The organism is Tabrizicola thermarum (assembly GCF_003574395.1).
In the GTDB taxonomy this organism is placed as follows: domain Bacteria; phylum Pseudomonadota; class Alphaproteobacteria; order Rhodobacterales; family Rhodobacteraceae; genus Tabrizicola; species Tabrizicola thermarum.
On the sequence record NZ_QMJY01000080.1, the window covers coordinates 128,999 to 147,737 of the forward strand.

The window sequence follows — 18,739 nt, forward strand, 5'->3', positions numbered from 1 at the left end:
GTCAGATGCCCGCAGCGGCCCGCATCGCGTAAAGGTCGGCAACCGCCTTGTCCGCCGCATCCTTGTCCGAGTTGACGGCTGCGGCTTCACACGCATCGGCCACCAGCGCATCCAGCGTCGCCGCGGTCAGCTCGTTCAGCGGCACGGCCTGTTCTGCCAGGACCGACACGCCGGTTGCGCTGATCTCGGCGAAGCCGCCGGTCACGATGAAGGACTTCTCGCCATCGGCCGCGACCACACGCAGGACGCCCGGCCGCAAGGAGGTGATGGTGGCCGCATGACCCTCCATCGCCGTCATGTCGCCGTCCGCGCCGGGGATCTGGACCTCGGTCGCCGCGAACGACGCAAGGCGCCGCTCCGGGCTGACGAGGTCGAATTGAACCGTGCTGGCCATGTCGCCCCCTTACGCCGCAGCTGCCGCGAGTTTGGCTGCCTTGGCTTTCACTTCCTCGATGTCGCCGACCATGTAGAAGGCGGCTTCCGGCAGGTGGTCGTATTCACCGTTCACCACCGCCTTGAACGAGGCGATGGTCTTTTCCAGCGGAACCTGCACACCGTCCGAGCCGGTGAAGACCTTCGCAACGTCGAACGGCTGCGACAGGAAGCGCTGGATCTTCCGGGCGCGGGCCACGGTCAGCTTGTCCTCTTCGCTCAGTTCGTCCATGCCCAGGATGGCGATGATGTCCTGCAGCGACTTGTAGCGTTGCAGGATACCCTGCACGGCCCGGGCGACGTTGTAGTGCTCTTCCCCGATGACCGCCGGGTCCAGAAGACGCGAGGTCGAGTCGAGCGGGTCCACCGCCGGGTAGATGCCAAGCTCCGAGATCGCGCGCGACAGAACCGTGGTCGCGTCGAGGTGGGCGAAGGACGTCGCAGGCGCCGGGTCGGTCAGGTCGTCGGCCGGAACGTAGATCGCCTGCACCGAGGTGATCGAGCCCGCCTTGGTCGAGGTGATGCGTTCCTGAAGCGCGCCCATGTCGGTCGCCAGCGTCGGCTGGTAGCCCACGGCCGAGGGGATACGGCCGAGGAGAGCCGACACTTCCGAACCCGCCTGGGTAAAGCGGAAGATGTTGTCCACGAAGAACAGAACGTCGGTCCCGGACTGGTCACGGAACTGCTCGGCCAGCGTCAGGCCGGTCAGGGCCACGCGGGCACGGGCCCCCGGGGGTTCGTTCATCTGGCCATAGACCAGCGCCACCTTCGAGGCGGTCAGGTCGTCGATCTTGATGACGCCCGATTCGATCATCTCGTGGTAAAGGTCGTTGCCCTCACGGGTCCGTTCGCCCACACCGGCGAAGACCGAATAGCCCGAGTGCACCTTGGCGATGTTGTTGATCAGTTCCATGATGAGAACCGTCTTGCCCACGCCGGCGCCGCCGAACAGGCCGATCTTCCCGCCCTTGGCGTAAGGCGCCAGCAGGTCGATGACCTTGATGCCGGTGACCAGAACCTGCGACTCGGTCGCCTGCTCGCTGAACGACGGCGCAGGCTGGTGGATCGGGCGCATTTCCTTGGCCACGACCGGGCCCTTTTCGTCCACCGGCTCGCCGATGACGTTCAGGATGCGGCCCAGCGTCGCGTCACCCACGGGAACGCTGATCGGCGCGCCCAGGTCCTTGACCGCGGCACCGCGCACGAGGCCCTCGGTCGCGTCCATCGCGATGCAGCGGACGGTGTTTTCGCCAAGGTGCTGGGCCACTTCCAGGACCAGACGCTTGCCGTTGTTGTCGGTCTCCAGCGCGTTCAGGATCGCGGGAAGCGCGCCGTCGAACTGCACGTCGACGACCGCGCCGATGACCTGGGTCACCTTGCCAGCGCCAGCAGAGGCTTTCGGGGCTTTTGCCATTGTTGTCTACTCCGGGTTCGTCAGAGCGCCTCGGCGCCCGAAATGATTTCGATAAGCTCTTTGGTGATCGCGGCCTGACGGCTCCGGTTGTACTGGATCGTCAGCCGGTTGATCATGTCGCCTGCGTTGCGGGTGGCGTTGTCCATCGCGGACATCCGCGCGCCCTGCTCGCTGGCGCCGTTTTCCAGAAGGGCGGTGAAGATCTGCGTGGCAACCCCGCGCGGCAGAAGGTCGGCAAGGATCGCCTCCTCGCTGGGTTCGTAGTCATACAGCGCAGTCGCGCCGGTGGCTTCGAACCTGGCCGGGATCACCTGCTGTTCGGTCGGGATCTGGCTGATGACCGACTGGAAGCGGTTGTAGAAGATCGTGACCACATCCGCCTCGCCCGCCTCGAAGGCCGCCATGACTTCGCGCGCGATGTTCTGAGCATTGGCATAGCCGATGCGCTTCACTTCGCTCAGGTCGACATGGCCGACGAAGGCATGGCCCCAGTCGCGGCGCAGCTGCTCTCGGCCCTTCTTGCCGACGGTGAGGATCTTCACCGTCTTGCCCGCCGCCACCAGTTCGTTGGCGCGCGTGCGCGCCAGCTTGACGATCGACGAGTTGAAGCCGCCGCAAAGGCCGCGTTCGCTGGTCATGACCACCAGAAGATGCACCTGATCCTTGCCGTTCCCGGCCAGAAGTTTCGGCGCACCCTCTCCGGTGCCCACGCCCGCCGCCAGCGCCGACATGACCGCCGTCATGCGTTCGGCGAACGGACGGGCGGCCTCGGCAGCTTCCTGCGCACGGCGCAGTTTCGCCGCCGCGACCATCTGCATGGCCTTGGTGATCTTCCGCGTGTTCTTCACGCTTCCGATCCGGTTCTTGAGGTCCTTCAGGCTGGGCATCTGCCTACTCCTTCAGGGGGCTCAAGCGAAGGTCTTGGCGAAGGCGTCAAGTTCCGCGCGGATCGCTTTCTCCAGATCGCCCGCCACCTTGCGGTCGTTCTTGGTGATGTCCTCCAGAAGCGCCTTCCCATGGGTGCGCAGATGCTTCAGCAGCCCCTGCTCGAAGCGGCCCACGTCCTTGACCGGGATCTTGTCGAGATAGCCGTTGGTGCCGGCATAGATCACGCAGACGATTTCCGCGTTGGTCAGCGGCGAATACTGCGGCTGCTTCATCAGCTCCGTCAGGCGCGCGCCGCGGTTCAGCAGGGCTTGCGTCGAGGCATCGAGGTCGGACCCGAACTGCGCAAACGCCGCCATCTCACGATATTGCGCCAGTTCCAGCTTCACCTTGCCCGCCACCGACTTCATCGCCGACGTCTGGGCCGAGGAGCCCACGCGCGACACCGACAGACCGGTGTTCACGGCCGGACGGATGCCCTGGTAGAACAGTTCGGTTTCCAGGAAGATCTGCCCGTCGGTGATCGAGATCACGTTCGTCGGGATGAAGGCCGACACGTCGCCGCCCTGCGTCTCGATGATCGGCAGCGCCGTCAGCGACCCGGCACCGAAATCCTCGTTCAGCTTCGACGACCGCTCCAGCAGGCGCGAGTGCAGATAGAACACGTCGCCCGGATAGGCCTCGCGCCCCGGCGGACGGCGCAGAAGCAGCGACATCTGGCGGTAGGCCACGGCCTGCTTGGACAGGTCATCATAGATGATGAGGGCATGACGGCCATTGTCGCGGAAATACTCCGCCATCGCGGTCGCGGCATAGGGCGCCAGGAACTGCAGCGGCGCCGGGTCCGAAGCGGTCGCGGCGACGACGATGGTATAGGCGTCGGCGCCGGTTTCCTGCAGCTTCTTCACCAGCTGCGCCACGGTGGACCGCTTCTGCCCGATGGCGACATAGACGCAGTACAGCTTCTTCGATTCGTCCGAACCGGCCGCGTCATTGTAGGACTTCTGGTTCAGGATCGTGTCCAGCGCCACGGCGGTCTTGCCGGTCTGGCGGTCGCCGATGATCAGCTCGCGCTGGCCGCGGCCAACGGGGATCATCGCGTCCACGGCCTTCAGGCCGGTCGCCATGGGTTCATGCACCGACTTGCGCGGGATGATGCCCGGAGCCTTCTGGTCGGCGATCCGACGCTCGGTCGTCACGATCGGGCCCTTGCCGTCGATCGGGTTGCCCAGGCCGTCCACGACCCGGCCCAGAAGGGCGTCGCCCACCGGCACGTCCACGATGGACTTGGTGCGCTTGACGATGTCGCCTTCCTTGATGTCGCGGTCATCGCCGAAGATCACGATACCGACGTTGTCGATTTCCAGGTTCAGCGCCATGCCCCGGATGCCGCCGGGGAACTCGACCATCTCGCCGGCCTGCACGTTGTCAAGGCCATGCACACGGGCAATCCCGTCGCCGACCGACAGCACGCGGCCGACTTCGGCCACTTCCGCGTCCTTGCCGAAGTTCTTGATCTGCTCCTTCAGGATCGCAGAGATCTCAGCAGCCTGGATTCCCATCACCCAACCTCTTTCATTGCATTTTGCAGGGCCGCGAGCTTTGCCTTGACCGAGGTGTCGATCATGGTCGAGCCCAGCTTGACGACAAGACCGCCGATGAGGCTCTCATCGACGGTCGTTTTCAGTTTCACGGTCTTGCCGACGCGGGCCTTCAGCGTCTCGGCAAGTTTCTTGGACTGGGCCGCCGACAGGGCGCGGGCGGCGGTGACCTCGGCGGTCACTTCGCCCTTCTCGGTCGCGATCATGTCGGTCAGCGACGCCAGAAGCTGCGGCAGAACGAACAGGCGGCGCTTGTCGGCCATCAGGGCCAGGGTGTTCGACATCAGCGTGCTCAGGCCCATCTTCGCGGCGATCGCCCGCATGGCGTTGGCCTGATCCTCGCGGCTGACCATCGGGGACGCGATCATCTCGCGCAGGTCCGCGCTGCCGGCAAGTGCCTCGGAAAGCGCCGAAGTATCGGATTCCAGTGCCTTCAGCGCACCGTCTTCCTTCGCCAGCTCAAACAGGGCCGAAGCGTAACGCGACGCTATGCCCAGAGAGATCGAAGCAGATTCTGACACGTCAACCCTTCCGCTGTCTTGTGCCCCGGGCTCTTCACGAACCGGGCGTCCCTTCGGCGCAGACCTCGACAATCGTCTGGGCGGCACCATCCGTCGCGGGGTCCTTAGCAGAGGCTTTCCCACCCCGCAACCGGGTTGCACACGCTTTCTTTACCTGCGCAAGCGGCCAGAATGTCGCTGTTGGCGCAAACGTCGTCGCGGGGCCCGCAACCGGCCCCCTGCCCTCTCACGCCCGACGGGGAACCGGTCAGCTCCGGCCGCGTTGCCCGGACGGCACGCCCGAGAGATTCGCGGGCTCACGGCAGGTCACATGGCCGTCAGCCCGCGCCGCTGCCGGTTGCGCCGGGCGCCCTGCGGCGGAATACGGGGGCGGCAGAACAGAAGAAAGCAGGCACATGACGCTCACCAGACGCGGACTTCTTGGCGCAGCCCTCGGCGCGCCCTTCCTGACCTCGGCGGCGTTTTCCAACGGGGCCGCGGTGCGCAGCAACATTTCCAGCTTCGCAATGCAGGATTGGCGCGACCACTTCGACGGGCTGGGCCGCGCGATGATCGTCGCCGACACCGTCTCGCGCGCGCTGCATTACTGGAACGCCGAAGGTGCAGACCATCGCATCTATCCGACCTCGGTGCCGATTTCGGACGAACTGACCAGGCGCGGCTATACCGAGATCGTCCGCAAGAAGGTCGGCCCCAGCTGGACGCCCACGCCGTCACAGATGCAACGCTACCCCGACTGGAAGCCGATCGGCCCCGGCCCGGACAATCCGCTTGGCACCCATGCGATGTATCTCGGCTGGCCCGCCTACATCATCCACGGCACCCACGACACGCGGAAGATCGGGCGACGCTCCTCGGACGGCTGCATCGGCCTTTACAACGAGAACATCGCCGAGCTGTTCGCGCTCTGCCCCATCGGCACCCGGGTCCGCGTGATCTGACGCCGGACGGCCCGGCACCCGATCGGCCCCCCTGGTCTTGCTCTTTTCCCAAATACTCCCGCCGGAGGCATCGACAGCGGCCGCAGGGCGCCGCCGTTGCGCGGGGGCGCGCTATTCCCGGTTCATCGCCGGTTCCGGTGCGCCCTTGCCCACGCCTTCCAGCACCCGCAACGGCTTTTTCACTGCGGCCCGCAACCCCCCTTGCGTCGGCGCATAGACCTGCTTCGAGGCCTCGACCATCAGCACGCCCCCGGCCAGCCAGGGCATTTTTCGCCCGAAGGCTTCCCAGAAATCCGCCGAGCGCAGCCAGAACCGCGTCCCCAAGGGCGGGGCGAACAGCACCGAACAGTTGCGTTCGGGGGTGAACCCGTGCCGCTTCAGCTGCGCCTCGAGCTGCGCCACCGAATAGGGTCTGCCATAGCCGAACGGGGTTTCGTCCCGCCGGGACCACAGACCGCCCCGGTTCGGCACGATGAACAGCGCCCGCCCCCCCGGCCCCAGCACGCGATGCGCTTCTTCCAACACGGCCGAGGGGTTCTCCGAGGTCTCCAGCCCGTGCATCAGCACCAGCCGGTCGACCAGCCCCGTGGGCAAGGGCCAGGCCGTGTCCTCGCACAACACGCTGACATTCTCCATTCCCGCGGGCCAGGGCATCACCCCCTGCGGCCCCGGCATCAGCCCGATCACCCGCCGCGCCTCGCTCAGGTACGGGCGCAGAAGCGGCACCGCAAAGCCGAAGCCCACCACCGTCTCGCCCGTTTTCGGCGGCCACAGCCGCACGACCTGATCCCGGATCGCCCGCTGCGCCACCCGGCCCAGCTGGGTGCGATAGTAGAAATTCCTCAGGTCCAGCACATCAAGGTGCATTGCAGCGCCGCGTCCTTCCAGTCAGGCTGTTCCAACCTAGTCGCTCGAAGGCCGAAAAACCATGGCGCTGACCCTCGTCACCATCCCCTGCCTGGCCGACAACTATGCCTATCTGGTCCACGACACGGACAGCGCCCAGACCGCCGTGATCGACGTGCCAGAGCCCGGCCCGATCCTCGCCGCGCTCGAGGCGCAGCAGTGGCGGCTGACCGACATCCTCATCACCCACCACCACAACGACCACATCCAGGGCGTCGAGGCGCTGCGGGCCCACACCGGCGCCCGCGTCCATGGCGCCCTCGCGGATGCCCACCGCCTGCCCCCGCTGGATCAGAGCCACGGCGAAGGCAGCCGGTTTCCCCTTGGCGCAACCGAGGTCCGGGTGATCGAGGTCCCCGGCCACACCATCGGTCATGTCGCCTATCTGATGCCCGGCCTTGCCTTCACCGCCGACAGCCTGATGGCCGGAGGCTGCGGCCGCCTGTTCGAAGGCACCGCCCGCCAGATGCACGCCTCGCTGCAGAAGCTGGCCGCGCTGCCACCCGACACGCTCATCTGTTCGGGCCATGAATATACTGCCGCGAACCTGCGCTTTGCAGCCACCCTTGAACCCGACAATCCACAGCTTATCTCTCGCATGTCCGAAGCCGCCGAGAGGCGCGCCAAGGGCCTTCCGACCGTCCCCGTTCCCCTTGCGAAGGAATTGGCGACGAACCCCTACCTGCGGGCCCACCTGCCCGCGATCAAGACAGCTGTCGGCCTCCCAGATGCCGACGATGTCACGGTTTTCGCCGAAATCCGGGCCAGAAAAGACAAGTTCTAGGCGTCCCGTATCACAATCGGCGTGAGACTTCGGGGGAAACCCCAAAATCTGGAAAATTGCGCTTGAAGTGCGGGAAAGAAAACCGAACTTTAAGCATATGAGGCCACGGTCGGCATGGGGCCACACCCCTCCCGGCCCGCAGGACAGGAGCACGCACCGTGCCATCGTTTTCGACCACGCTTGAACAGGCCATCCACAGCGCGCTGGCCCTTGCAAACTCCCGCCGCCACGAACTGGCGACGCTGGAGCATCTGCTGCTGGCGCTGATCGACGAACCCGACGCGGCCCGCGTGATGAAGGCCTGCGCGGTGAACCTCGACGAATTGCGCAAGACGCTGACCGATTTCATCGACGACGATCTGTCCACTCTGGTGACGGATGTCGAGGGGAGCGAGGCCGTTCCCACCGCCGCCTTCCAGCGCGTGATCCAGCGCGCGGCGATCCACGTCCAATCCTCGGGCCGCACCGAAGTCACCGGCGCGAACGTGCTGGTGGCGATCTTCGCCGAACGGGAATCGAACGCCGCCTATTTCCTCCAGGAACAGGACATGACCCGCTATGACGCGGTAAACTTCATCGCGCATGGCGTGGCGAAGGACCCGTCCTATGGCGAGGCGCGTCCCGTCCAGGGCGCGGATGAGCAGCAGGAGACGCCCAAGGCCGAGGCCGGCGAGGCGAAGGAATCCGCCCTGTCGAAATACTGCGTCGATCTGAACGTGAAGGCGCGCAAGGGCGACGTCGATCCCCTCATCGGCCGCGAGGCCGAGGTGGAACGCGCGATCCAGGTCCTCTGCCGCCGCCGCAAGAACAACCCGCTTCTGGTGGGCGACCCCGGCGTGGGCAAGACCGCCATCGCCGAGGGCCTTGCCCGCAAGATCGTGAATGGCGAGACGCCGGAGGTCCTGTCCAGGGCCACGATCTTCTCGCTCGACATGGGCGCACTTCTGGCCGGGACCCGCTACCGCGGCGATTTCGAGGAACGGCTGAAGCAGGTCGTGAAGGAGTTGGAAGACCACCCCGACGCGATCCTCTTCATCGACGAAATCCACACCGTGATCGGCGCCGGGGCCACCTCGGGCGGCGCGATGGATGCCTCGAACCTGCTGAAGCCCGCGCTTCAGGGCGGCAAGCTGCGCTGCATGGGCTCGACCACCTACAAGGAATTCCGTCAGCACTTCGAAAAGGACCGGGCGCTGTCCCGCCGCTTCCAGAAGATCGACGTGAACGAACCCTCGGTGCCGGATGCGATCAAGATCCTGATGGGCCTCAAGCCCAGCTTCGAGGAACATCACGACCTGAAATACACCAACGACGCGATCAAGTCGGCGGTGGAACTGGCCGCGCGCTACATCCATGACCGGAAACTGCCGGATTCGGCCATCGACGTCATCGACGAGGCCGGGGCGGCTCAGCACCTTCTGTCCGAGTCCAAGCGCCGCAAGACGCTCGGGATCAAGGAGATCGAGGCCGTGGTGGCCAAGATCGCCCGCATCCCGCCCAAAACCGTGTCCAAGGACGATGCCGAAACCCTGCGCGATCTGGAAAAGACGCTGAAGCGCGTGGTCTTCGGCCAGGACAAGGCGGTCGAGGCGCTGTGTTCGGCGATCAAGCTCGCCCGCGCCGGCCTGCGCGAACCCGAAAAGCCGATCGGCAACTATCTCTTTGCCGGGCCCACGGGTGTCGGCAAGACCGAGGTGGCAAAGCAGTTGGCTTCGTCGCTCGGGGTTGAACTGATCCGCTTCGACATGTCGGAATACATGGAAAAGCACGCCGTTTCCCGCCTTATCGGCGCGCCTCCGGGCTATGTCGGCTTTGACCAGGGCGGGATGCTGACCGATGCCATCGACCAGCATCCGCATTCCGTGCTGCTGCTGGACGAAATGGAAAAGGCCCATCCGGATGTCTACAACATCCTGCTGCAGGTGATGGACCACGGCAAGCTGACCGACCACAACGGCCGGACGGTGGATTTCCGCAACGTGATCCTCATCATGACCTCGAACGCCGGGGCTGCGGACATGGCGAAGGAAGCCATCGGCTTTGGCCGGGAACGGCGGACGGGCGAAGACACCGCCGCGATCGAGCGGACCTTCACGCCCGAATTCCGCAACCGTCTGGATGCCGTGATCAACTTCGCGCCGCTGGGCAGGGAGACCATCATGCAGGTGGTCGAAAAGTTCGTGCTCCAGCTCGAAGCGCAGCTCATGGACCGCAACGTCCATATCGAACTGTCGCCCGAAGCCGCCGCCTGGCTGGGCGAAAAGGGCTATGACGACAAGATGGGCGCGCGGCCGCTGGCTCGGGTGATCCAGGAATATATCAAGAAGCCGCTGGCCGAAGAGCTTCTGTTCGGCAAGCTCGTCAAGGGCGGCGTGGTCCGCGTGAAGGTCAAGGACGACGCCATCGTCCTTGATATCGAGGAACCGCAGAAGCCGCGTCTGACGGGGCAGAAGCCACCGCTCCTGACCGCCGAGTAATCCGGCAAGACCACCGAAACCCCCGCCCTTTACCGGCGGGGGTTTTTCCTTGACGACCGCACGGCTGCGACTTCGTCACGCCTCGCCCCGCCTCAGCGACGAGAAGCCGAAGGCTTACGAGGAGCGGCCCAGATGGTTACGATTCCCTGAAGGTCCTCAGGCAAGTCATTGAAATCGCTTGCCCCAAACAAACCGCCGCGCGCGGCGCGTCAGACCACCGCCGCCCGGTACAGATGCCAGGTCGCGTGCCCCAGCACCGGCAGCACCACCACCAGCGCCAGAAGCAGGGGCAGCATCCCCAGCACCAGCCCCCCCGCCACGATCAACCCCCAGGCGGCGATCACCCCAGGGTTCTCCCGCGTGACCCGGACCGAGGTCATGACCGCGACCGGTAGCGTCACGTCCCGGTCCAGCAGCAGCGGGAACGAGACCACGCTGACCGCCAGCACCGCCGCCGCCAGCACGAACCCGACCGCCGTCCCCACCACCGTCATCACCCAGCCCGCCGGCGTGGTCAGCGCGGCGCTTATCAGGGCCATCAGGCTGACCGGCCGCTCGGTCCCCAGCGTCGCCGCATGGATCGCATCGGCCAGCAAGAGCCAGGCCATGAAGATCACCCCGTTGAACAGGCTCAGCATCAGGATCCGCGGAAAGTGCGGGTTTCGCAGCACGTCGAACATCGCCCCCCAACTGACCTCCTGCCCCGCCTCGCGCCGCCGGCTCAGCTCGTAAAGCCCCAGCGCCGCCACCGGCCCGACCAGCGCAAAGCCGGACAGCACGGGAAACAGCAGGTGGTTCAGGTCGCCCCGGCTGGCAAGGGCCAGCAGCACCGCCCCCATCGCCGGGTACAACATGCAGGCGAACAGCACGTCCGACCGCATCGCGGTCAGATCGTCCCATCCCTTGCGCAGGGCCTCCTTCAGATCGCCCAGGACCAGCACCCGTGTTTCCGGCCGCACATCGGGATCGGCCGTCCCGTGGGTCGCAACCTCTGCGGCATAGCCCGCGGCCGAGCCCAGCGCGCCAAAGGTCCAGGACAGGGGGTTTCCAATCGTCTTCGGCATCAGGGGTCCTCCCGCAAAGGGGGCGCCCCGGCTGGTCCTGCCTTGGGACGTCCCAGTGGCGACGACGGCAAGCACGACTAGTTGAAGGTGCAGCCTAGCACGGATCGCGCGGCTGCGCAGTCACGGATTGGTGCGCGCTCAGCGCTCGGTCAGCTTCAGCTCGATCCGGCGGTTCAGCGCCCGCGAGGCCTCGTCATTGCCCGGCGCGACGGGCCGGTATTCGCCGAACCCCGTGGCGGCCAGCCGTTCGGGCGGAAAGCCAAGCTCGTTCTGCATGTAGCGCACAACCGACAGCGCGCGGGCCTGGCTAAGCTCCCAGTTGTCGGCGAACCGGCCCCCGGTGATCGGCACGTTGTCGGTATGTCCGTCCACCCGGATGATCCAGTCGATCTCGGGCGGGATCTTCGCCCGCACCTCATCGAGGATCCGCACCACCCCGGCAATCTGGGCCTGCCCCTCGGGCGCCAGGTCGGCCGAGCCCGGATTGAACAGGACTTCGGAGGAGAAGACGAAGCGGTCGCCCACCACGCGGACCCCTTCGCGGCCCTGCAAGAGGCTGGACAACTGGCCGAAGAATTCGGACCGGAAGCGGGAGAGATCCCTGTTCTCTTCGGCCAGCCGCGCGGCTTCGGCGGCCTCCAGCTCCGCCCGCCTGCGCTGCTCGGCGGCGACCTGCGCCAGGGCGGCGTTCAGGTCCTTGCCAAGCGAGTCCAGCTGCACCTTCGCGGCCTCGTCCCGCGCCTTCGACTCGTCCAGCACCGATTGCAGGCTGCCCAGCTGGCTGCGCAGGGCGGCGACCTGCCGGTTCAGCAGTTCGACCTCGCGCGCGGCGGCCAGGGTCTTTTCCTGTTCGGCCAGCAGCGCCGTCCTGGCTGCGGCAAGCGCCGCGTCCTTCGCAGTCGCGCCTTCGGCAGCGGCACGGGCGCCGGCCAGAAGGGTCAGCGTCTCCTCGGCCCGCTTGCGTTCTTCTTCCAGCGCCAGGGTCATCGCGGTCAGTTCGGTCTCCGAGTTCGCCAGCTTCTCGCGCAGGGCCTGCAACGCCGCCGCATCGGCCAGACGCGCCGCCTCGGCCTCGCTTACCCGCTCCTGCGCGGCCTTCAGCGCGGCTGCGTCGGTCTCGGCCCTGGCCTTTTCCTGCGCCAGCAGCGCCTCGAGCGCGTCGCGGCGGGCGGCGGCAAGGCGGGCGGCCTCGGCATTGGCATCCACTTCTTCGCGCGCCTTGGCCAGGGCAAGCGTCATCGCTTCGGCCTCGGACATCAGCCTGGCCTTGGCGGCCTCCAGATCGGCGACCGAGGCGCTCAGCCGTTCCGCATCGCCGCGCGCCCTGTCGCGTTCGACAAGCAAAGCCGCGACCTGCGTCTCGAAATCGGTGATCCGCGACTTTGCCGCGTCCAGCTCGCCCTGCCGCGCAGCCAGATCGGCGGTCAGCGAGGCGATGAGGCCGGCCCGCCGTTCGCCCTCGGCCAGGGCCGAGGACAGCCCGGCCTGCAATTCTGCAACCCTTGTCTCAAGCCCGCTCGCCCTTGCCCGTTCCAGCCCCAGCGCGTCGGCCAGTTGCGCGACCTGGGCCGTGAGGGACTCCAGCTCGCTGTCCTGCGTGGTGATCGTGTCGCGCAGGACCGACTGCATCACGGTGAAGATGGTCAGGACGAACATCAGCACCATCAGCAGGGTCGTCACCGCATCGACGAAGCCCGGCCAGATCAGGCTTTGGTCCCGACGTCTGGTCCGCGCGACCATCTCAGGCCCGCCCGGCGCCGCGGCCCAGCTGGCGGATGGCGCTGGTCAGCTGGCCGATGTCGGTTTTCAGGTCGTTCAGGGTTTCCTGCCGACCCGCTGCCATTTCCTCCAGAATCCGCAACAGCTGCACGTCGATGGACCGCAGCCGCATCCGGCTTTCCGGGTCGCTGCCGCCCCCGGCCTCGCCGGTTTCCAGAGCGGTCAGCAGCCGTTCCTGCCCCTCGGCGATCCGGCGCAGAAGGGCAGACTGACCGCGTTCGGCGTCGATGCGGTCGGTCAGCTGCGTGATGGCAGCCACCAGTTCGTTGATCTTCATCTCGGACTGGAAGCGGCTGTTCTCCGTCTGGGTCTGCAGCGCCTGAAGCTCTTCCAGCTGCTGCGCCATGTGGTCGACCAGCAGGCCAAGCGCATTCTGGTCGACACCGTCGCCGTCGCCGGCATAGCCAAGCCGGGTGATCGAGGAGAGCCACTCCTCCAGCTCGCGTATGAAACGGTTCTGGCCGTGGCCCGCGAACAGCTCCAGCAGGCCCAGCACCAGCGACCCCGCCAGCCCCAGAAGCGAGGACGAAAACGCCGTGCCCATCCCGCCCAGCTGGCTTTCAAGGCCGCCCATCAGCTTGCCGAAGACGTCGAGGCCGCTTTCCCCTTCCTGCGGGGCCAGGGACCGGATGGTCTCCACCACGGCGGGGACCGTGGTCGCCAGCCCCCAGAAAGTGCCCAGAAGCCCCAGGAACACCAGCAGGTTGATGAGATACCGCGTGATGTCGCGCGCCTCGTCGATGCGCTGGACGACCGACTCCTGGATCGAGCGCGAGGACGAGGCCGAGATCGACATCCGGGCCGAGCGTGACCTGAGCAACGCCGCCAGCGGGGCCAGCAGGCGCGGCGGGGTTTCGTTCTCGCTGCCCGGTGTGCCACGGACGAAATTCTCGATCCAGTAGACCGACTGGGCCAGGATCCAGACCTGCCAGAAGCAGGACAGCACGCCGAACAGGAACACCAGCCCGATGATCCCGTTCAGAACCGGGTTCGTGCGCAGGATGCCGATGATCTGGGCATGGATCAGCCAGGCCCCGCTGCCGACCAGAGCGCAGACCAGAAGCATCGTGGTGATCGCGCGAATCGGCTGCGAGAAGGTGGTCGAAACCTCGGTCGCCCGCTGGTCTGTCTGGGACATGCTTGTCCTCTGTCTGCCCTCTGGTTCCTGCCTTGCGGCCAAGACTAGCAGGCTGGCGGAAACTGCCAAGCAAAAGGTCAGCTCAGATCGCGGACCCGTGTTGCCAGCCATTCCAGGTCTGGGTCCGCGATGCCAAGTTCGGCCAGATGCGCGGCGGTGGACCACAGATAGTCGCGGTTCGCGCCTCTCCCACCAGTGGCGGTGGCGATGATCTGCGCCTGATCCTCGGGGTCCAGATGGCAATACTGCGCGTGATCGGGGTCGATCACATAGGTCAGCGCATCCAGCGGACCTTCCGCGGTAAGGACCGGCAGGGTCACTTCCAGATAGGCCGAGGACACCAGCTCACGTTCGCGCAGGGCGGCGAGGGTGGCTTCCTCCTGTCCCGCAGCGACGCGGAGGGCGACCCCGGTGCAGGAGGCGCGCTCGGCCCGGTCCAGCGCAAGGACAAGGCCGGGCTTTTCCACCGTGCCGCGATGGTGGATGGACCGCATGCAGAAGCTGCGGTGCCAGCCGTCCAGCCGGGCGATGCGGCGTTCGGCAACGGCAAAGCCGGGGTCCCAGATCAGCGATCCGTAGCCGAAGACCCAAAGCGGTGCGTGCATGGCTGGCCCTGTAGCGTTTCGCCCTGTAAACACCGGGCCGTAGGCAATGAAAAGGGCCGGGCGATGCGCAAGTTGCTGTTCCTCCTCCTTCTGGGCAGCGGGCTATGGTCGGGCTACTGGGTCGTCGGCTCGCGCGCGATCCGGCAGGGGATCGAGGACGGCTTCACCGATGCCACCGCACAGGGGCTGGTGGCCGAGAAGTCGGGCCTGACTGTCGCCGGTTTCCCGAACCGCTTCGATGTGACGGTCGAAGGGCTGCGCCTGATGGACCCGGCAACAGGTGCGGGCATCGAGGCGCCGTTCCTGCAAATCTTCGCGATGACCTGGAAGCCCTGGCATGTGATCGCGGCGCTGGCGCCCGAGCAGAAGCTGGCTCTGCCGGATCAGGCCGTGACCCTGACGTCGGAAGGGCTGCGCGCCAGCTTCCGCTCCCGGCCCTCGACCGATCTGCCATTGGCCGCCATCGTGTTCGAGACCGACCGCATTGCGGCGCTGTCCTCGGCGGGCTGGACTGTCGGCGCAGGCCGCAGCGTGGTCTCGTTCAGCGCCGACGAAGAGGTGACCGGCGCCGGCGATGCGCCGAACACCTACCTGTTTTCGGCCGATCTGGCGGCAATCACGCCGGACCCGGACTTCATGGCCGCCGTCAAGGCCGTGACTGTCCCCGACCTGCCTGCGTCCGACCTGCCCGAGGTGATCGACAGCCTGCGCGCTGCCGTCTTCCTGACCTTCACCGCACCGCTCGACCGCCATTCGGGCGAAAAGCGGCCGCTTTTGACCGGGGTCGACGTCAGCAAGTTCGTCGTCACCTGGGGGCAGCTTTCAGCGACTGCCAAGGGCCTGATCCAGGCCGACGATCAGGGTTTTGCGGCAGGCGAGATCACCGTCGAGGTCACCAACTGGAACCGCCTGCCCGCGCTTCTGGTCGCGGCCGGAGTGGTCAAGCCCGAAATGGCCCCGACCATCGCGCGCGGCATGCAGGCCCTTGCGGCACAGACGGACGACCTGTCGGTGCTGACGCTGAAACTGACGCTGGCCGAGGGTCGGATGAGCTTTGGCCCCTTCCCGCTTGGCCCAGCGCCGCTGATGATCCCGCCGTCGGGCTGATCAGCGGCAGTAGGCTCCGCCCGAACGGGCCGAGGTGTCGAAATGGAAGTGGTCCTCGTGATAGCCGTCCGAGCCGGGGCCCAGCGTGGTCCTGAAATAGCCGCAGCCGGCCTTGTAGATGCGCCGCAAGAGCCTGTTGTAATCCTGCGCCACGGTCAGCACCTTGCCGTTGGACAGGATGAAGGCCGAGATGTCGATGGCCCGGCCCTTGCCATGCTCGCTGATCCTGGCGCCCTTCACATTGTTGCGGCTGCGGCAGATGTAATGCGCGGCGACCTGCAACTCGACCAGCCTGCCGTCAAAGGCCGGTTGCGCGACCTCGTCCACCCAGGAATTCAGCGCCTTGGCAATCGAACAGTCCACCGTCGCCGCCTGGCTGAGCCTGACGCCCGCCACCGAAGTCACCCGCACCGGGTCTTCCACGCCGCAGCCCGACACCTTGGAGCTGATGCGCGCGATCGGCTCTCCCTTGATGGCGGACACGCCGCAGACCGACCCCGCCATCGACGCCTTCTCGCGTCGCTTCTTGCGTTCTTCCTTGCGGGTCGGTGGCGGGATGGCGGCCAGATCGACCTCGTTGTCGGGCTCGCGCCCCGACAGGTCGAGCCCCGGCGCATTCGAGGCCGCTTTCAGCCCGGCCAGCCGCGTCGTCAGGGCCTCGGGTCTTGGCATCGGGCGCAAGGAGCGCGCCACCGCATCCGGCGGACCGGCATCGGCACCGGCCGACACGACGGCTGACGGCGCCAATGCCTCGGCCTGCGATTGCAGGTCCCCCGTCGGCTGGGCAAGCAGGACCGCCCCGACAAGGCGCGGGTTGACGGGGGGGCGGGGAGAGCGGTCGATCTCCTGCGCGAAAGCCCCCTGCGCAAGGCAGAGGCCAAGCGCCAGAACCAGCCCGCGCACCGGTGTCACCCTTGCGTTCCGGGCGGCGCGGCGCGACCGAAATCCGGCGCGGCAGTGTCCTGGCCGGCCTCGATGATCCCCCGCCGGATCGCCCGCGTCCGGGTGAAATAGGCGTGCAGATGGTCGCCGTCGCCCATACGGATCGCGCGTTGCAGCACGAACAGCTCTTCGGCAAAGCGGCCAAGGATGTCCAGCACCGCGTCCTTGTTGGTCAGGAACACATCGCGCCACATCACCGGGTCCGAGGCCGCGATCCGGGTAAAGTCGCGGAACCCCGAGGCGGAATACTTGATGACCTCGGATTGCGAGACGCGCCGCATATGGTCGGCCACGCCCACCATCGTGTAGGCGATGGCATGGGGCACATGGCTGACCACGGCCAGCACCAGGTCGTGGTGCTCGACATCCATCTCTTCGACATTCGCCCCCATGGCTTCCAGAAGAGTGCGCAACTGCGCCACCGCCTGGGGGTCGGCCTCCGGCCCGGGCGTGAGAAGCCACCAGCGGTTCTGGAACAGCGTCGCAAAGCCCGACCGCGGCCCGGAATACTCCGTCCCCGCCAGCGGGTGGCCGGGAATGAAATGGACGCCTGCGGGCAGATGCGGCGCCACTGCCTCGACCACCGCCCGCTTGACCGAGCCGACGTCCGTCACCGTCGCCCCCGGCTTCAGATGCGGCCCGATCTCGGCGGCAATCTCGCCCATCGCGCCGACGGGAACCGCAAGCACCACGAGGTCGGCGTCCCTGACCGCCTCGGCCGCTGTCTCGGTGACGCGGTCGCAGAACAGATCCTTCGCCACCGCCCGCGTCTCGGGCGATCTGGCGTAGCCGACGATCTCGCCCGCCAGCCCGCCCGCCCGCATGGCATGGGCCATGGACGAGGCGATCAGTCCCAGGCCGATCAGGGCGACGCGCCGGTAGATCATTTGACCCCCTTGAACTGCGCCACCGCATGGGCGACCTGACGGCAGGAGGATTCATCGCCGATGGTGATCCGCAGACAATGCGGCAGCTTGTAGCCCGCGACGCGCCGCACGATCAGGCCCTGGTTCTGCAGGAAGGCATCGCAGGCCTCGGCCTCTTCCTGGCTGGCAAAGCGCGCCAGGATGAAATTGGCCATCGAGGTGTCGGACGGCACCCCGATCTCGGCCAGGGCATTGGCCAGCCAGCTGCGCATACGCGAATTTTCGCTGCGGCAATGGGCGACGAAGGCCTGATCCCGAACGGCAGCCTCGGCCGTCTCAAGCTGGGTCGTCGACAGGTTGAACGGCCCCCGGATGCGGTTCAGCACGTCGATGACATGGCGCGGCCCGTAGCCCCAGCCGATCCGCAACCCGCCCAACCCGTAGATCTTCGAGAACGTCCGCGTCATCACCACATTGTCGCGCGCATCGACCAGCGAAGCGCCGCCGTCATAGCCTTCGACATATTCCGCATAGGCCCCGTCCAGCACCAGCAGCGCCTGCGGCGGCAGGTTCTCGGCCAACCGCGCGATCTCGGCGCCCGAGATCATCGTGCCGGTGGGATTGTTCGGGTTGGCAAGGAAGACCAGCCTCGTCCGCCGGTTGCAGGCAGCCAGGATCGCGTCGACATCCGCCGTCCGTTCACGCTCCGGCACCTCGACCGGGGTCGCGCCCACCGCCATGGTCGAAATGCGGTACATCAGAAAGCCGTGCTCGGTGAACACGACCTCGTCGCGCGGGCCGGCATAGGCCTGGCAGAGGAAGGTGATGATCTCGTCCGACCCGGCACCGCAGATGATGCGGGAAGCATCCAGCCCGTGCACGTCGGCAATGGCCGCGCGCAGGTCGGCGTGGTCGGTCACCGGATAGCGGTGCAATGTGTGAACCGTGCGGCCAAACGCCTCTTTCGCCTTGTCCGAGGCGCCGAAGGGGTTCTCGTTCGACGACAGCTTCACCACATTTGCCACGCCCGCCACATGCGCCTTGCCGCCCTCGTAAAGGGCGATGTCAAGAATGCCTGGCTGCGGCTTGATCTGGTCGTTCATCCTGGCCCCCGCGATTGCCGCCCCGTTTACCCGGCTAAGCGCCTCAAGGCCAGAGGCTTCCACCCGAACCCGACGTCGACAAGCGGAGCGGCATGCGCCGCAAGTCTTTTGTCTCGTCGTCGGCCTGCGCCTCCTCCTCGGACGTGCCTCCGGCGGGAGTATTTGGAGAAAAGA

Annotated in this window: 17 protein-coding genes; 4 read left to right on the plus strand and 13 right to left on the minus strand. The window is 66.6% G+C overall.

From position 1 onward, the window contains the following. Position 1: 1 nt before the first annotated feature. Genes D5084_RS14240 through D5084_RS14260 form a run of 5 tightly spaced genes read right to left on the minus strand, consistent with a single transcriptional unit; the run spans position 2 to position 4,853 of the window. Entirely contained in the window at positions 2-394 is a 393-nt protein-coding gene (locus D5084_RS14240) for a F0F1 ATP synthase subunit epsilon (RefSeq protein ID WP_128516162.1), read from the minus strand. A 9-nt stretch (positions 395-403) separates the two neighbouring features. After that, positions 404-1,846, minus strand: a complete 1,443-nt coding sequence (atpD, locus tag D5084_RS14245) for a F0F1 ATP synthase subunit beta (protein WP_128516163.1) — start codon at positions 1,844-1,846, stop codon at positions 404-406. Positions 1,847-1,866: 20 nt separating this feature from the next. Then, entirely contained in the window at positions 1,867-2,733 is an 867-nt protein-coding gene (locus D5084_RS14250) for a F0F1 ATP synthase subunit gamma (protein WP_128516164.1), read from the minus strand. 21 nt (positions 2,734-2,754) lie between these two features. Then, the gene (atpA, locus tag D5084_RS14255) at positions 2,755-4,293 is read right to left on the minus strand and encodes a F0F1 ATP synthase subunit alpha (protein WP_128516165.1); all 1,539 of its coding nucleotides are present in this window, start codon (positions 4,291-4,293) and stop codon (positions 2,755-2,757) included. Then, positions 4,293-4,853 carry a F0F1 ATP synthase subunit delta gene (locus D5084_RS14260; protein ID WP_128516166.1) on the minus strand — a complete coding sequence of 187 codons (561 nt, stop codon included), beginning with the start codon at positions 4,851-4,853 and terminating at the stop codon, positions 4,293-4,295. The genes atpA and D5084_RS14260 overlap by 1 nt, the downstream gene beginning before the upstream one ends. 395 nt (positions 4,854-5,248) lie before the next feature. Here D5084_RS14260 and D5084_RS14265 point away from each other — a divergent pair, with 395 nt between their 5' ends. Continuing rightward, positions 5,249-5,794, plus strand: a complete 546-nt coding sequence (locus D5084_RS14265; protein WP_128516167.1) for a L,D-transpeptidase — start codon at positions 5,249-5,251, stop codon at positions 5,792-5,794. 111 nt (positions 5,795-5,905) lie between these two features. On the opposite strand, the gene D5084_RS14270 is transcribed toward D5084_RS14265, so the two are convergent. Then, complete coding sequence (locus D5084_RS14270; RefSeq protein WP_128516168.1) at positions 5,906-6,661, minus strand: class I SAM-dependent methyltransferase; 756 nt, start codon at positions 6,659-6,661, stop codon at positions 5,906-5,908. 61 nt (positions 6,662-6,722) lie between these two features. Between D5084_RS14270 and gloB the strand changes: the two genes are divergently transcribed. Both gloB and clpA read left to right on the plus strand, forming a co-directional pair. Further along, positions 6,723-7,484 (plus strand): hydroxyacylglutathione hydrolase, encoded by a 762-nt coding sequence (gene gloB / locus D5084_RS14275; protein ID WP_128516169.1) that lies wholly within the window; start codon positions 6,723-6,725, stop codon positions 7,482-7,484. 158 nt (positions 7,485-7,642) lie between these two features. Beyond that, the gene (clpA, locus tag D5084_RS14280) at positions 7,643-9,961 is read left to right on the plus strand and encodes an ATP-dependent Clp protease ATP-binding subunit ClpA (protein WP_128516170.1); all 2,319 of its coding nucleotides are present in this window, start codon (positions 7,643-7,645) and stop codon (positions 9,959-9,961) included. 209 nt (positions 9,962-10,170) lie between these two features. Here the strand turns inward: clpA and D5084_RS14285 are convergent, their stop codons facing one another. The 4 genes from D5084_RS14285 to D5084_RS14300 form a co-directional block, all read right to left on the minus strand. Further along, entirely contained in the window at positions 10,171-11,025 is an 855-nt protein-coding gene (locus D5084_RS14285; RefSeq protein ID WP_128516171.1) for a DUF2189 domain-containing protein, read from the minus strand. Between the two features lie 138 nt (positions 11,026-11,163). After that, positions 11,164-12,765, minus strand: coding sequence for a peptidoglycan -binding protein (locus D5084_RS14290; protein WP_128516172.1), 1,602 nt, complete (start codon positions 12,763-12,765; stop codon positions 11,164-11,166). Between the two features lies 1 nt (position 12,766). Continuing rightward, a complete protein-coding gene (locus D5084_RS14295; RefSeq protein WP_128516173.1) occupies positions 12,767-13,942 on the minus strand; it encodes a biopolymer transporter ExbB in 1,176 nt (391 codons plus the stop codon). 77 nt (positions 13,943-14,019) lie between these two features. Further along, positions 14,020-14,547, minus strand: coding sequence for a gamma-glutamylcyclotransferase (locus tag D5084_RS14300; RefSeq protein ID WP_128516174.1), 528 nt, complete (start codon positions 14,545-14,547; stop codon positions 14,020-14,022). A gap of 63 nt (positions 14,548-14,610) precedes the next feature. Between D5084_RS14300 and D5084_RS14305 the strand changes: the two genes are divergently transcribed. Continuing rightward, positions 14,611-15,654, plus strand: coding sequence for a DUF2125 domain-containing protein (locus D5084_RS14305; protein ID WP_128516175.1), 1,044 nt, complete (start codon positions 14,611-14,613; stop codon positions 15,652-15,654). On the opposite strand, the gene D5084_RS14310 is transcribed toward D5084_RS14305, so the two are convergent. The 3 genes from D5084_RS14310 to hisC are packed head-to-tail and all read right to left on the minus strand — an operon-like array spanning position 15,655 to position 18,565. After that, positions 15,655-16,566: an extensin-like domain-containing protein gene (locus tag D5084_RS14310; protein WP_128516176.1), complete on the minus strand. Its 912-nt coding sequence runs from the start codon at positions 16,564-16,566 to the stop codon at positions 15,655-15,657. Further along, the gene (locus tag D5084_RS14315) at positions 16,563-17,483 is read right to left on the minus strand and encodes a prephenate/arogenate dehydrogenase family protein (protein ID WP_128516177.1); all 921 of its coding nucleotides are present in this window, start codon (positions 17,481-17,483) and stop codon (positions 16,563-16,565) included. The genes D5084_RS14310 and D5084_RS14315 overlap by 4 nt, the downstream gene beginning before the upstream one ends. Next, positions 17,480-18,565, minus strand: coding sequence for a histidinol-phosphate transaminase (hisC, locus tag D5084_RS14320; protein WP_128516178.1), 1,086 nt, complete (start codon positions 18,563-18,565; stop codon positions 17,480-17,482). The genes D5084_RS14315 and hisC overlap by 4 nt, the downstream gene beginning before the upstream one ends. Positions 18,566-18,739 lie beyond the last annotated feature (174 nt).